At 64.8% G+C, this 14,365-nt stretch carries 14 protein-coding genes; 4 read left to right on the top strand and 10 right to left on the bottom strand.

Features of this window, described 5'->3' with window-relative positions; genetic code table 11:
* Positions 1-575: 575 nt before the first annotated feature.
* Together guaA and guaB are read right to left on the bottom strand one after the other, a co-directional pair.
* A complete protein-coding gene (gene guaA / locus AC1MEM_RS14455; RefSeq protein WP_499471511.1) occupies positions 576-2,186 on the bottom strand; it encodes a glutamine-hydrolyzing GMP synthase in 1,611 nt (536 codons plus the stop codon).
* A 130-nt stretch (positions 2,187-2,316) separates the two neighbouring features.
* Entirely contained in the window at positions 2,317-3,777 is a 1,461-nt protein-coding gene (gene guaB, locus AC1MEM_RS14450; RefSeq protein ID WP_499471509.1) for an IMP dehydrogenase, read from the bottom strand.
* A gap of 163 nt (positions 3,778-3,940) precedes the next feature.
* Between guaB and AC1MEM_RS14445 the strand changes: the two genes are divergently transcribed.
* Entirely contained in the window at positions 3,941-4,426 is a 486-nt protein-coding gene (locus AC1MEM_RS14445; RefSeq protein ID WP_499471507.1) for a DUF4124 domain-containing protein, read from the top strand.
* Positions 4,427-4,444: 18 nt separating this feature from the next.
* Here the strand turns inward: AC1MEM_RS14445 and AC1MEM_RS14440 are convergent, their stop codons facing one another.
* Genes AC1MEM_RS14440 through AC1MEM_RS14430 form a run of 3 tightly spaced genes read right to left on the bottom strand, consistent with a single transcriptional unit; the run spans position 4,445 to position 6,407 of the window.
* The gene (locus tag AC1MEM_RS14440; RefSeq protein ID WP_499471506.1) at positions 4,445-5,638 is read right to left on the bottom strand and encodes a GGDEF domain-containing protein; all 1,194 of its coding nucleotides are present in this window, start codon (positions 5,636-5,638) and stop codon (positions 4,445-4,447) included.
* A gap of 12 nt (positions 5,639-5,650) precedes the next feature.
* On the bottom strand, positions 5,651-5,983 hold the full coding sequence (locus tag AC1MEM_RS14435) for an RnfH family protein (RefSeq protein WP_499471505.1): 333 nt from the start codon (positions 5,981-5,983) through the stop codon (positions 5,651-5,653).
* Positions 5,976-6,407, bottom strand: coding sequence for a type II toxin-antitoxin system RatA family toxin (locus AC1MEM_RS14430; RefSeq protein ID WP_499471502.1), 432 nt, complete (start codon positions 6,405-6,407; stop codon positions 5,976-5,978). The genes AC1MEM_RS14435 and AC1MEM_RS14430 overlap by 8 nt, the downstream gene beginning before the upstream one ends.
* 98 nt (positions 6,408-6,505) lie before the next feature.
* On the opposite strand from AC1MEM_RS14430, the gene smpB reads away from it, so the two are divergent.
* Positions 6,506-6,955, top strand: coding sequence for an SsrA-binding protein SmpB (smpB, locus tag AC1MEM_RS14425; RefSeq protein ID WP_499471500.1), 450 nt, complete (start codon positions 6,506-6,508; stop codon positions 6,953-6,955).
* 134 nt (positions 6,956-7,089) lie between these two features.
* On the opposite strand, the gene AC1MEM_RS14420 is transcribed toward smpB, so the two are convergent.
* A complete protein-coding gene (locus AC1MEM_RS14420) occupies positions 7,090-8,256 on the bottom strand; it encodes a multidrug effflux MFS transporter (protein WP_499471498.1) in 1,167 nt (388 codons plus the stop codon).
* A gap of 295 nt (positions 8,257-8,551) precedes the next feature.
* On the opposite strand from AC1MEM_RS14420, the gene AC1MEM_RS14415 reads away from it, so the two are divergent.
* Positions 8,552-8,974, top strand: coding sequence for a hypothetical protein (locus AC1MEM_RS14415; protein WP_499471496.1), 423 nt, complete (start codon positions 8,552-8,554; stop codon positions 8,972-8,974).
* Between the two features lie 35 nt (positions 8,975-9,009).
* Here the strand turns inward: AC1MEM_RS14415 and lepB are convergent, their stop codons facing one another.
* The 3 genes from lepB to AC1MEM_RS14400 form a co-directional block, all read right to left on the bottom strand.
* Positions 9,010-9,693 (bottom strand): signal peptidase I, encoded by a 684-nt coding sequence (gene lepB / locus AC1MEM_RS14410; protein ID WP_499471494.1) that lies wholly within the window; start codon positions 9,691-9,693, stop codon positions 9,010-9,012.
* Between the two features lie 99 nt (positions 9,694-9,792).
* Positions 9,793-9,969 (bottom strand): hypothetical protein, encoded by a 177-nt coding sequence (locus AC1MEM_RS14405; RefSeq protein ID WP_499471493.1) that lies wholly within the window; start codon positions 9,967-9,969, stop codon positions 9,793-9,795.
* Positions 9,966-11,144 (bottom strand): PepSY-associated TM helix domain-containing protein, encoded by a 1,179-nt coding sequence (locus AC1MEM_RS14400; RefSeq protein ID WP_499471491.1) that lies wholly within the window; start codon positions 11,142-11,144, stop codon positions 9,966-9,968. Before AC1MEM_RS14400 ends, AC1MEM_RS14405 begins: the two co-directional genes overlap by 4 nt.
* Before the next feature lie 153 nt (positions 11,145-11,297).
* Between AC1MEM_RS14400 and AC1MEM_RS14395 the strand changes: the two genes are divergently transcribed.
* A complete protein-coding gene (locus AC1MEM_RS14395; protein ID WP_499471489.1) occupies positions 11,298-13,490 on the top strand; it encodes a TonB-dependent receptor in 2,193 nt (730 codons plus the stop codon).
* 32 nt (positions 13,491-13,522) lie between these two features.
* Here AC1MEM_RS14395 and AC1MEM_RS14390 read toward each other — a convergent pair whose 3' ends face one another.
* Positions 13,523-14,332 (bottom strand): SDR family oxidoreductase, encoded by an 810-nt coding sequence (locus tag AC1MEM_RS14390; protein ID WP_499471487.1) that lies wholly within the window; start codon positions 14,330-14,332, stop codon positions 13,523-13,525.
* Positions 14,333-14,365: the final 33 nt, after the last annotated feature.

Raw genomic sequence — 14,365 nt, 5'->3', positions numbered from 1 at the left:
TCTCAGCATCTTGGACGCGCTGCAAACAGTGCAAAACAGTCGGGTCGACAGCGAGCGTGGCGGTGAGCGGCTTCCCTATCAGTTTCGTTCAATATAATACAACCCTCTGCCGCCAGAAAGAGGAGTTCAGCTCTTTCATCTGGTCGACAACGGTTTGAACTGCCATGCCTCTTCTTGAAATGCGATCAGTAAATCGCCACAAGTTTGTTGGACTCTTGCGAGCTTCAATGAACTTCCCTTACCCTCATAGGGTTGCAAACTACAATAAGGCTCCGAAACTCAGTGAGCAAGGCCAATGCAGAATCCTGATCTGCGAATGCTTGAGGTGAGGATGGAGTTGATCCCACCCCGCAACAGCAGCCGCCGCTGTAAAGCCCGTTACCGCCATGGCAGAGTTTTACGTAGGCCAGCTGACCTAGAGCGCGAGCTTCGCTCGTGACTAGCCAGCTTCGATCGGATCGACTACGAATCTTGCGCGGCCTTAAGGTTACCCTCGTCGGATCTCCTAAGCTTAAAAAGCTCGCCGAAGCGAGCTCCTTTCAAACCCATAAAAGAAGAGTTTCCGAAAGAAAACCCTACTCCCACTCAATCGTCGCCGGCGGCTTCCCCGAAATATCATAAACAACGCGATTAATCCCGCGCACTTCGTTAATGATGCGATTGGAAACCTTCCCCAGCAGCGAATGCGGCAAGTGCGCCCACTGCGCCGTCATGAAGTCCAGCGTCTGCACCGCGCGCAGCGCCACCACGTACTCATAGGTCCGCCCGTCGCCCATCACGCCCACCGATTTCACCGGCAGGAACACGGCAAACGCCTGGCTGGTCGCTTCGTACCAGTTCACCGGCGCCTTGCCGGCGTCGATGCCGGCCACTGGCGGCAGTTCGAACGGGGTGTTGCGCAGTTCTTCGATGAAGATAGCGTCGGCTTCGCGCAGCAAATCCGCGAATTCCTTCTTCACTTCGCCCAGGATGCGCACGCCCAGGCCCGGGCCCGGGAACGGGTGGCGATACACCATGTTGTGCGGCAGGCCCAGCGCGACGCCGAGCTTGCGCACTTCGTCCTTGAACAGTTCGCGCAGCGGTTCCAGCAGTTTCAGGTTCAGCGTTTCCGGCAGGCCGCCCACGTTGTGGTGGCTCTTGATGGTCTGGCCTTTCTTGCCCTTGCCGGCCGATTCGATCACGTCCGGATAAATCGTGCCCTGCGCCAGCCACTTGGCGTTGACGCGTTTGCCGGCTTCGACCTGGAACACTTCGACGAACTCGCGGCCGATGATCTTGCGCTTTTGCTCCGGGTCGTTCACGCCGGCCAGGTGGCCGAGGAACTGGTCTTCGGCATCGATGCGGATGACCTTGACACCCAGGTTCTTCGAGAACATGTCCATCACCATCTTGCCCTCGTCCTTGCGCAGCAGGCCGTGGTCGACGAAGACGCAGGTCAGCTGGTCGCCGATGGCGCGGTGGATCAGGGCCGCGGCGACGCTCGAATCGACGCCGCCGGACAGGCCGAGGATGACCTCATCCGTGCCGACCTGGGCGCGAATCTTCTCGACGGCTTCGCCGATGTAGTCGGGCATGTTCCAGTCGGATTTGCAGCCGCAGATGTCGTGCACGAAGCGGCCGATGATGGCCTCGCCTTGCGTCGTGTGGGTCACTTCCGGGTGGAACTGCAGGGCGTAGAAGCGGCGCTCTTCGTCGGCCATGGCGGCGACGGGGCAGCTGTCGGTGGAACCCATCAGCTTGAAGCCTTCCGGCATTTCCAGGACCTTGTCGCCGTGGCTCATCCAGACCTTCAGCATGCCGTGGCCTTCATCGGTGACAAAGTCGTTGATGCCGTTCAGCAGCTTGGTGTGGCCGCGGGCGCGCACTTCGGCGTAACCGAATTCGCGCAGCTTGCCGTTTTCGACCTTGCCGCCGAGCTGGGCGGCCATGGTCTGCATGCCGTAGCAGATGCCGAGCACGGGGACGCCGAGTTCGAACACGGCTTGCGGGGCGCGTGGCGAGTCGCCTTCCAGCGTGGAGTTGTGGCTACCGGAGAGGATGACGCCGGAGGCGCCGTAGTTGCGGACGAATTCGTCGTCGACATCGTACGGGAAGACTTCGGAGAAAACGCCGGCGTCGCGGACGCGGCGGGCGATCAGTTGGGTGACCTGGGAGCCGAAGTCGAGGATGAGGATTTTGGAGTGCATTGAGGCAGTCAAAAGTAAGAATTTTTTGGTCGCGGGCGGGGATGCGGCGCGGAGGTTCACAGGGTGATACCGCGTGGGCGGAGCCCACCCTACGTATAGAAAAAGCGGCCGTTGTCGGCCGCTTTTTCTATTATTCCGAACGGTAGTTCGGCGCTTCCTTGGTGATCTGGACGTCGTGGACATGCGACTCGCGCATGCCCGCCGAGGTGATCTCGACGAATTCCGCCTTTTCGCGCAGTTCGTCGATCGTCGCGCAGCCGCAGTAACCCATCGACTGGCGCACGCCGCCGACCAGTTGATAGATGATCGCGAGCACGCTGCCCTTGTAGGCGACGCGGCCTTCGATGCCTTCCGGTACGAACTTGTCGGCCTTGGCTTGCGCGTCCTGGAAGTAGCGGTCGGCCGAACCTTCGGCCATCGCGCCCAGGCTGCCCATGCCGCGGTAGGATTTGTAGCTGCGGCCCTGGTACAGGATGACTTCGCCCGGCGCTTCTTCGGTGCCGGCGAACATCGAGCCCATCATGACGGTCGAGGCGCCTGCTGCCAGTGCCTTCGAGATGTCGCCCGAGAAGCGGATGCCGCCGTCGGCGATGCAGGGCACGCCGGTGCCGGCCAGCGCTTCGGCCACGTTCGAAATGGCCGTGATTTGCGGCACGCCGACGCCGGCGACGATACGGGTGGTGCAAATCGAGCCAGGGCCGATGCCGACCTTGACCGCGTCCGCGCCGGCTTCGACCAGCGCACGTGCGGCACCTGCGGTAGCGATGTTGCCGCCGATGACGTCCACGTGCGGGTAACGGGTCTTGATCGACTTCACGGCGTCCAGGATGCCTTGCGAGTGGCCGTGGGCGGTATCGACCACCAGCACGTCCACGCCGGCCGCGACCAGCAGCTCGACGCGTTCCTTGTCCTTCTCGCCCACGCCGACCGCCGCGCCGACGAGCAGCTTGCCTTGCGCATCTTTCGATGCGAACGGGTGCTCGTGCGACTTCATGATGTCTTTCACGGTGATCAGGCCGCGCAGTTCGAAGGCGTCGTTGACGACCAGCACGCGCTCGAGGCGGTGCTTGTTCATCAGGCGTTTGGCTTCTTCGGTGTTCGCTTCCTCGTTCACGTACACGAGTTTTTCGCGCGGGGTCATCTTGGTGCGCGCTTCGGCGTCGAGGTCTTCCTCGAAACGCAGGTCGCGGTTGGTGATGATGCCGACCACTTGCTTGCCTTCGACGACCGGGAAGCCGCTGAAGCCGTGCTGGTGCTGCAGCGCGATGACGTCGCGGATCTTCATGTTTGGCGGCACGACGATCGGGTCGCGCAGCACGCCGGCTTCGAAACGCTTGACGCGTGCTACTTCGCGGGCCTGGTCGGCCGGGCGCAGGTTCTTGTGGATAATGCCGATGCCGCCTTCCTGCGCCATCGCGATGGCCAGGCGCGCTTCGGTCACGGTATCCATCGCGGCAGAGAGCAGCGGGATATTGAGCGTGATGTTGCGGGTCAGCTTGGTGCGAAGGGAGGTGTCGGCCGGAAGAACATTCGAGTAGGCCGGGACGAGCAGCACATCATCGAACGTGAGTGCTTTTTGAAGTAGACGCATAGCATTTTCCTATAGGCGCAAAAGCGAATTATACAGAATGCAGCCAAAGTCGTCGCACGTTGGGGAAAAAAGACTCCGCAGCGCCCTTCCGGCATCGCTTCGTTGACACTCACGGCGAATCATGGAGAATCGCAGTTAGTTACCACGGGAAATATTTTTGACCATGTCTTTGCACCTCCGCCTTGCCGCCCTGCTCCTCGTCTCCTGCGCCGGCGCCGCGCAGGCCCAGTTCGTCTGGATCGCCCCGAACGGCACGCACGTGTATTCGGACCAGCCGCCGCCGCCGGGCACGCCCGCCTCAAAAATACTGAAAGCACCGGGCCGCGCGGCCCCGGCGCAGGAGACGCCCGAGGCTCCGGCAGCCGCTGGCGCAGTGCATCCAACAGCGCCGACCCTGGCCGAGCGCGAGGCCGACTACCGCAAGCGTGCCAAGGCGCGCGAGGAAGCCGACAACAAAACCGAGTCGGAGGCCAAACGCGCGGCCGCCCACGCTGCGTATTGCGACGGCGTGCGCAAGAACCAGCGGATGTACCAGTCGGGCGTCCGTATTGCCGAAGTCGGCCCCGACGGCCAGAAACGCTACCTGAGCGATGCCGAGCGCGCCGCGGCGAACGAACGCGCAACGCAGCAGGCGAACGAGTGCCGCTGAACTGCGGCCGCCTTGTCCTCAGCCGCGTTCCTTACTGACCGGCACACGTTCCACGCGCGGCGGCGCCGGCGCGCTGGCCACCCGGTTCCGGCCATCGGCCTTGGCCGCATACAGCGCGGCATCCGCGCGCGCCATCAGGTTCGCCAGCGTTTCACCAGGCGCCAGCGTGGCCACACCGATACTCACCGTGTAGCCAACGGGCAGCGCCGACGCGGCAAGCTGGAGCGAGCCGTCCAGCGCCGTCAGCAGCCGCGCGGCGACCTCCATTGCCGTCCGGTGATTGGCATCGGGCAGCAGCACGACGAATTCCTCGCCGCCCAGCCTGGCGCAGTAATCGATCTTTCGGATTACCTCTTGCGCGTGGCTCACGATCTCGCGCAGCACGCGGTCGCCCGTCGCATGGCCGTGGGTGTCGTTGATGCGCTTGAAGTGGTCGGCATCGAACACCAGCAGCGAGAGGGAGTTCCCGAGGCGTTCGGCGCGCGCGTGCTCGTGTTCGGCAAAGGTGAAAAAGGCACGGCGCGACCAGGCGCCCGTCAGGTGGTCGTGGTCGGCGGCCCAGGCGGTCTCGCGCAACACCTGGGCATTGGCCATCATGACCGCGCCCAGGGTCAGGGCCGGCAAGGCCAGCGTGCCGGTGGCGAAGAAGGCCAGGTTCCAGGCGCCCGGGTCGAGGAAGCCCAGGGGTGTGCCGACCTGCAGGGCGTAGAAAGCGCCGCGGCACGCATGCACCGTCCCGAGCACGAAGGCGGCGCGGCGGGTGAACAGGAAGGCATAGCGCAGCCGCGGCTCGCGCGTGACCGGAATCGTGCGGCCGATCGCGAAATACACCCCCGCGTGGAAGACCGACACCACCACCGAACGCATCGGCAGCACGTCGATCGCGTAATGAAAGAAGACGAGGCCCGCCATCGCCGCCAGCATGCCAAGCAGGAGGCGGCGTGCCGGCACCGGCAAGGCGAGATGGCGCCGGAAACCGGCCAGCATCAGCGCGGTCGAGGCGAGGAAGAGCGCATTCGCCGCTTCGATCGACAGCAGGTCAGGCAGGACGCCGCGCGAGGCGAACAGCAGCAGCGCCAGCACGGCGCAGGCATTCGCCTGGCCCCATGCGCGGATGCCCTCGACCTTGCTGCCCCGCAGCGAGGACAGCACGAACAGCATCACGACCGACAGGGCCGTGGTGACCAGCAACAGGCTCAGCGCACTCAGCATGCGTGGACGGCCTCAGGCAGCACGGTTGGCTGCCGTCGCGTCCTTTTTTGCCGCGCGCTTGCGCCGCGAATCCTTGGGGTCGGCGACCAGCGGACGGTAGATCTCGATGCGGTCGTGCGCGCGCAAGACCGTGTCGAGCGACTTTTTCTTCGCGAAAATGCCGACCGGCTGGGTCACCAGGTTAATGTCCGGGAAGGCGGCCAGCACGCCGCTGGCCTCGATCGCCTGGCCGACCGTCGTGCCCGGCTCGACGGCGAGCGGACAGAGGAACTCGTGCTGCGCCGTGGCGTAGCAGACCACCACCGCGACCTTCCCGGCCACGGATTCAGCCACGCGTTCAGCCATATACCGCCTCGGCCCGCTTGCAGAAGGAATCGACCATGTTATTGGCGATCATGCCGAACACGGGGCCGACGATCTGTTCGAGGATAATGCTCGAGAACTCGTACTGCATGTCGAAGTCGATCTTGCAGGCGTCGGCGCGCAGGGCCTTGAAATTCCAGGTACCTTCCAGCATTTTGAAGGGGCCATCGACCAGGTGCATCTTCATCTGGGTCGGACGGAGGTTGTGGTTCTGGGTCGTGAAGCTCTGCTTCACGCCGTGGAAGTTGATGCCGAGGCTGGCGACCAGCTTGTCCTCGCTGCGTTCGAGCAGCTTGACGCCGTTGCACCAGGGGAGGAACTTTGGATAATCTTCCACCTTCGCCACCAGATCGAACATCTGTTCGGCGCTATAGCCCAAGAAAACTGATTTGTGCACTACTGCCATTGGTCAACCGTTTGTTATGATGTTGGACAAGTTGCATTTCGTGCCGCGCCAAGCCGCGACAGCAGTAGTTTAACCGACCCGCGGATTTTCGCTATTTCATGAGCATCGCTGACAATAAAAAAGCATTTTTCGACTACTTCATCGAGGACCGCTACGAAGCGGGCCTGGTGCTCGAGGGCTGGGAAGTCAAGGCCATTCGCGACGGACGCGTGAACATCAAGGAAGCCTACGTCGTCGTGCGCGGCGACGAGCTCTTCCTGTTCGGCTGCCACGTGAGTGCGCTGACGACCGCCTCTTCCTTCAGCCACCCGGAAGCCCTGCGCACGCGCAAGTTGCTGCTGCACCGCGCCGAAATCGACAAGCTGCGCGGCAAGGTCGAGCGCTCGGGCTATACGCTCGTGCCGCTCAACCTGCATTACAAGGGCGGGCGCGTGAAGTGCGAAGTCGGCCTGGCCAAGGGCAAGAAGCAGCACGACAAGCGGGCGACCGAGAAGGATCGGGATGCCAAGCGCGAGGTGCAGTCGGCGATGAAGACGAACCGGCGTTGACTGGCGGCGCGGTGTGCACACGTCCGTAAAACGCGTGGGCATGCCCACCCTACGTTATGCATCAGTCCGTAGCTCCGGCGTAACGTAGGGTGGGCATGCCCACGCGTAACGTTTGAACAGCCCGCGGCTGATGATCACGCCAGCTTGCTCCCCCTCCACGCCCCAAAACTCAACACCAGCCCCACTCCCACCCCGCAGGCCAGCTTGAAGGCGCTGTCGAACAGCAGCGGCGCCACCAGCCCCGACACCAGCGCAAACGACATCATCTGGATAAACCCCAGCATCGACGAGGCCAGCCCGCGGTTGTCCGGGAACAGCCCCAGCGCCGTCATCTGCACCGCCGGCATCGCCACCGCGAGACCGAAGGTATAGATCGCCAGCGGCAGCACTGCCCAGGGGATCTCGGCCTTGAAGAACGCGTTGTAGCCGATGTTCAGTACCGCCGCCGCCAGCATGGTGCCGAACCCGATCCACTTCATGCGCGCCGCCGGCACGTGCGCCGCGCGCTTGCCGCCCCAGGCCGAACCCGCCACCATGCCACCGATCAGTGGAATGAACATCCAGGCAAAAGCCGTCTCCGGCAGCCCGAGAATGTTCATCACGAAATTGGCTGCCGAACCGATGTACAGCGACAGCCCGCCGAAGGACAAGCCGACCGACAGCGACAACAACAGGAACTGCGGATTGCGCAGCACCTTCAGGTAATTTGCGGCAATCGTCCCCGGATGGAAGGCCTGGCGCCTGTCGACCGGCAGGCTTTCCGGCAGCAGGCGCAGCGTCAGCACGATCAACAGGGCGCCAAAGGCCGCCAGGAAGAAAAAGGTCGAGCGCCAGCCGAAATGCACGTGCAGCCAGCCGCCCAGGATCGGCGCGATCGCCGGCGCCAGGCCGAACACCATCATCATGTTCGACATCATCTTCTGCGCCTCGGCGCCCTTCAGGCGGTCCTGCACGACGGCCTGGCCGATGACCGAGCCGGCGCCGGCCGACAGGCCCTGCAGCGCGCGGCAGGCGAGCAGCCAGCCGAAGGTCGGTGCGAACGCGGCGCCGACCGAGGCCAGCGTATAGATCGCGAGCGCGACCAGGATCACGCGGCGGCGGCCGAAGGAATCGGACAGCGTGCCGTAGAACAGCATCATGAAGGCAAAGCAGAACAGGAAGACGGACAAGGTCTGCTGGACGGCGACCGGGCCGACGCCGAAGTCGCGGCCGATGGCCGGCATCGAGGGCAAATAGGTGTCGATCGCAAGCGCCCCGGCCATGCCGAGCATGGCCAGGACGACGGTGAGAATTCTGTACATCGGGGACTTTCAGTAGAGCGAGGAAGGGCGAGATTGTACAGAACATTATCCCAGCTCATCGGCGCCCGCCTCGCTCACCGGAACCCGATACAAAACCCGGGATGTGGCTGCCGATTGTGTGTCATGTCGCGCCGATCTGGTTTCGGCCGGAACGAGATTGTTTCGTCATGGAGCGCACGGCGGCCTTGTGCCTGGCGGACGCCGCCCTAGACTGAGACAGCCGCAATCGGCGCCGCCCCAGGCGTCCGCTGCGGCTCCTGCCTGGAATAGCCAACCGATTCGTGAAGGAATCATCATGCGCCCCCTCTCCCTCCTGTTTCCCGCAAGCCTGCTCCTGCTGGCCTCGAGTACGTTTGCCCAGACCACACCCTATCCGCAGCCCGACGCGTCTTCGACCTCGACCGTGCAGGTGACCGCGCCCGTCAAGACGCTCCGGATCGCCGATGACCAGGCGTATGCGCTGCGCGGCACCTATGCCATGTCGAACGGCTGGACCCTGAAGGTGCGCCCTACATCGCGCTACATCGACGCCGCGATCGACAACGAGCAGCCGCTGCGGCTCCGGCAGGTCGCCGACGACCGCTTCGTCTCAGGCGACGGCAATGTGACGATGGAATTCAACCGCGGCAACATGGGCGATGAAATGACGATGAGCTATGTCCCCGACCAGCGCATGGCACAGGTCGTCGTCATCTCCGCGCGCGTGGCGCAGCGCTGAGGGAGGCTGCACGAGCGCGGCTGCACGAGCGCGCCTCAATCGTGCAGCGACATCCCGAAGCGGTCGAAGCGCGGCGCCCAGTTCCCGAGCATATCGGCCGACACCAGCACCCGCTCCGCGCGGCCGATCAGCAGCTTGCGCGGCACGAAGCCGATGTAGCGCGAATCGGCGCTGTTGTCGCGGTTATCGCCGAGCATCATGTACTGGCCCGGCGGCACCGTCACCGGCCCGAAATTGCGCGCCGGCGTATTCACTTGCGGGATGAACTGGACACGGCGCTGGTGGCCGTCGACGTGTTCGCTGATGCGCAGCGCCGGCACCTGGTCGTGCCCCGTTCCCCCTTCGGCGGGCTCCATCACCTGCTGGACGCCATCGTACTGCGCCGGTTTTCCATTGATGACCAGCATCTCGTTACGCATCTCGACCACGTCGCCTGGCAGCGCGACCAGGCGCTTGATCAGGCGCGTGCCGTCTTTCGGCGAACTGAAGGTGACCACGTCGCCGCGCTGCGGCTCGCCCGTATGCGCGACGATCGTGTCGGTGAGCGGCAGTTTCAGGTCGAAAGCGAGACGGTTGACGAACACGACGTCGCCCTCGAGCAGGTTCGGGCGCATTGAGGAAGACGGAATCGGATTCCAGTCCGCGACCGCCGTTCGGAACACGCCGAACAGCACCATGAACAATATAAAACCCTTGTTGGCGCGGATGAAGTCCTTCATTGCAGTCTCCCGATGTGGTGTTGGTGTCATCACTTTATACGGGGCAATTCTTTAGCAAAGCTTAAGCTTCAGGCAACTTAAGGATGGCTTCAGGGAGGCCTAGCTGCGCCAGCCGCGCAGGCCATACCAGAGGCCCGCGGCCACCGGCGCACCGAGCGCGAAAGCGGACAGGATGTCCCAGATCCCGTCGCCCAGCAAGGCGCTGACGAGGCCGACGGTGGTCAGCAGCCCGAGCATGATCGGCATGCCCCACAATTTCAGGAAAGCCCGGCTCATCGCCCTTCCCCGCTGCGCACCAGTGCCGGCTCGGCGAGGTCCTGCGCCGGCTTGAGCGCACGCGCCGCCGGCGCCGCGCGCCCGCGCTTGATCCACAAATACAGCCCGCTGCCCAGCACGACGATGGTCGCAAGATCGAGCAGCGCCCACAGGAATTTCATCCAGCCGCCGCCGTAGTCGCCGAAGTGCAGCGGCTGCGAGACCAGCAGGCCGGTCAGGTACCACGGCAGCGCACGCTGGTCGGTAATGACGCCGGTCTGGGCGTCGATCAGCACCGGCTTGTACAGGCGCGAGGAAAACGCCGCGTTGCCGCGCATGTACACGCCGTAATGATGAGGGCTCGCAAACGGCGTCCCCGGAAAGGCGACGAAGCCGACCTGCATGCCGGGCGCCGCGCTTTCGGCGCGCTTGATGGCCGCATCCATCGAGGCCAGATGCGTCGGCGGCGGCGCACCCTTATACGGTTCGAGCATGGCGGCGATTTCGGTCGCCTGCCAGTATTTCAGCAGCACGTCGGCCCAGGTATTGACCATGCCCGTCGCGCCGACCACCAGCGCCCACACCAGCGTGACGATGCCCAGCAGGTTATGCAGATCCAGCCACTTGAGGCGCTGCGTGCGGCCGTGGCGCACCGTGCCGAAGTCGAGCTTGCGCATGAAGGGCGCATACAGCACGACCCCGCTGACGATGGCCACCAGCAGCAATAGCCCCATGAGGCCCAGGAACAGCTTGCCGTACAAGCCGGCGAACAGGTCCACGTGCAGGCTGAACATGGTCGACATGAAGGCCCCGCCCTCGAAGGCCGGCTCGGTGATGACCCTGGCCGTGCGCGCGTCGACCGCGATCGGCTTGTAGTGTTCGTCCGTCGGGTGGTCGCCCAGCGTCAGGTTCCAGATCGCCGGTTCGTCCGCCTCCTGCGAGATGTACATCACGATCTTGTTCGGATACAGGGCGCGGCCGGCGGCGATCACCTGGTCGATGTCCGCGCGCGGCGGATGGGCTGCAAGCGCGGGCGCCAGGGCGGGAGCCTCGACGTCATTGCCGAGCAGGTGGCCGATTTCGTGGTGGTAGATCAGCGGCAGGCCCGTCAGGCACAGCAGGAGCATGAAGACGGTGCAGACCAGGCTGCTCCATTTGTGGATCCAGCTCCAGAGGCGTAGGGAATGCGGTGACATGGGAGTGCGAAAGAAGATGAGCACAGATAATAATGGTTCTCATTTACAGCCGCAAGCTTCGCGTGCATAATAATGATAACCATTCTCATTGAACCACTTCTCATCAAGCCGCTTCTCATCGAACCGCTTCTCATAGAACAACAACGACGACTCATGAACCAGTTTCGCCTGACTCCCCTCGCCTTTGGCGCTTTCCTTGTCGCGGCGGGCAATGCCGCCGCCCAGACCAGCACCGCTCCCGGCGCCATCGAACAACCGATCCAGACCGTCGTCGTCACCGCCTCGGCCGACGCCTCGGCCCAGGGCCTGCCGAAGGATTACGCGGGCGGCCAGGTCGCGCGCGGCGGCCGCATTGGCCTGCTGGGCAATGTCGACATGATGGACACGCCCTTCAACACGACCAACTACACGCACGCGCTGATCCAGGACCAGCAGGCACGCAGCGTGGCGGACGTCGTCCAGAACGACCCCTCGGTGCGCGTTGCGCGCGGCTTCGGCAATTACCAGGAGCTGTACGTGATCCGCGGCTTCGCCGTGAACTCGGACGACCTGGCCTACAACGGCCTGTACGGCCTGCTGCCGCGCCAGTTCGTCGCTTCCGAACTGCTCGAGCGCGTGGAAGTCTTCCGCGGCGCGAACAGCTTTGTCAATGGCGCGGCACCGGGCGGCGGCGGCATCGGCGGCATGATCAACCTGGTGCCGAAGCGCGCGCCGAATGCGCCGCTGAACCAGGTGACCGTGGGCGTGGAGAGCGGCGGCCAGCTGGTCGGCGCATTCGATCTCGCGCGCCGCTTCGGTCCCGAGGGCCGCGCCGGCCTGCGCATCAACGGGGTGCGCCGCGATGGCGAAACGGCGGTCGACCGCGAAGAGCGCAAGTTGAGCGTCTTCTCGATCGGCGCCGACTACCGCGGCCGCGGCTACCGCGTGTCGGCCGACGCCGGCTACCAGAACCACCGCCTGGACAATGCGCGTCCGAGCGTGACGGTGGCTGCGGGCCTGCCGATCATCGCAGCGCCAGGCGCCGCCAGCAACTGGGCCCAGCCCTGGACCGTATCGAAGGAACGCGACGTCTTCGGCACCCTGCGTGCCGAAGTCGATCTCGGCCAGGATGCGGTCGCGTGGGCTGCCTTCGGCGCGCGCAAGGGCGACGAATCGAATATCCTGGCCTCAGCCACGGTGACGGCGCTGGACGGCAGCGCCACCATGACCCGCTTCGACAATGTCCGCGAAGACGACGTGAAGACCGGCGAAATCGGCGCGCGCACCACCCTGCGTACCGGTTCGCTCAGGCACACGCTGTCGGCCACCGCATCGGGCTTCCATTCGGAATCGAAGAACGCCTATGCGCTGGGCGACTTCGCCGGCTGGTCGACCAGTATCTACCGCCCGGTCGACGTGGCCGCGCCGCCGACCGGCTTCTGGCCCGGCGGGAACATGGGCAATCCCCTCCTGACCCGCAAGACCACGCTCTCGAGCACCGCCGTCGCCGACACCCTGTCCTTCGCCGGCGACACGGTCCTGCTGACGCTCGGCCTGCGCCACCAGCGCATCAAGGACACGGGCTTCGACTACCTGTCCGGCATCGAGAGTTCGCGCTACGCGTCGAGCGCCAACACGCCGGTGGCAGGCCTGGTCTACAAGCCGGCGCCGGGCGTCTCGCTGTATGCGAACTATATCGAAGCACTGCAGCAGGGAACGGTCGCCAGCAGCGGCGGCTTCGGCGCGCCGCTCGCCAACGAGGGCGCGGTGTTTGCCCCCTATGTCTCGCGCCAGAAGGAAATCGGCGTGAAAGTCGATACCGGTAAATTCGGCGCCAGCGCGGCGCTGTTCACCACCGCCCAGCCGCAAGCCTATGTCGCCAACAACACCTTCGGTTTGTTCGGCGAGCAGAGGAACCGCGGCCTGGAGCTGTCCGTGTTCGGCATGCCTGCGAAAGGCCTGCGCCTGCTTGGCGGCGCGACCCTGCTCGACAGCGAACAGCGGCGCACCCTGAACGGCGCCTTCGACGGCTTCGAGGCGATCGGCGTGCCCAAGATGCAGTTGAACCTGGGCGCCGACTGGGACGTCCCCGGCGTGCACGGCCTGTCGCTGAATGCCCGCGCCCTGCACACCGCGCGCCAGTATGCCGATGCGGCCAACCTGCAGAAGCCGCCGTCCTGGTCCCGCCTCGACATCGGCGCGACCTGGACCACGCGCGTGATGGAACGCGACCTGACCCTGCGTGCCCGCATCGACAATGTCGCGAACCGGAGCTACTGGGCTTCGGCGGGCGGTTATCCGGGTTACGGCTACCTGGTGGCGGGCGCGCCGCGTACGGTAAGCGTGTCGGGGTCGATCGACTTCTGATGCAGGCGCAGGTCGGCGCAGGTCGGCGCAACTCAGTGCGGCTTGACCTCGTCCTTCAGCGCCGCCAGCGCGATCCGTTCGACCACCCCGGGCGCCAGCAGCTTCATGAAGCGCCCGATCTTCCCCTTCGCGGACATCACCACTTCCCGCTTGCGCGCGTTCATTCCCTCGATGATCAGGCGCGCGCATTCCTCGACGCTCATCGCGCCCTCTTCCTTCAGGGCGCTCGTCCCGGCCGCCTCGCCTTGCGCATTGAAGCCCCGGTAGCGGATCTTCGTGGCGACCACGCCGGGATAGGCCGTCGTCACGCTGACGCCAGCGCCTTTGACTTCGGCCCGCAGCGCCTCGAAAAAGCCGGTCATCGCGAACTTCGTGGCGCTGTAGGCGGTGCGGCCCGGCACGCCGACCAGTCCCGCCAGCGAGGATACGGCAACGATGCTGCCGCGCGCGGTTTTGAGGTGCGGGAGTGCCGCCTGCGTGCACCAGACCGCCCCCCACAGGTTCACCCGCATCAGCTCCTCGTACCAGTCGAGGTCCTCGACCTCTTCGAACAAGGCGTGGGCCGAGCGCCCGGCGTTGTTGACCAGTACATCGATGCGCCCGAAGCGTTCGACGGCGCTGATGACCAGCCGGCGGCACTGGATCTGCACCGAGACGTCGGTCGGCACGGTGAGCGTCTGCGCGCCCAGGGCCGCGCATTCTGCCGCGACGGCGTCGAGCTGCGCCGCGTTGCGCGCCGCCAGCACCAGCGCAATGCCGGTGCCCTCTTTCGCCGCCAGCTGGCGCGCCATCTCGGCGCCGATACCGTCCGAGGCGCCGGTGATGACAAGGACGCGCGTCATGCCCGGGCCTTCGCGACCTGCCGCGCGCCGGAA

This window comes from Telluria sp. AIW5, assembly GCF_056680575.1.
Note: the sequence above shows the minus strand (reverse complement) of the source record. Positions and strands in the feature narration are given on the sequence as shown.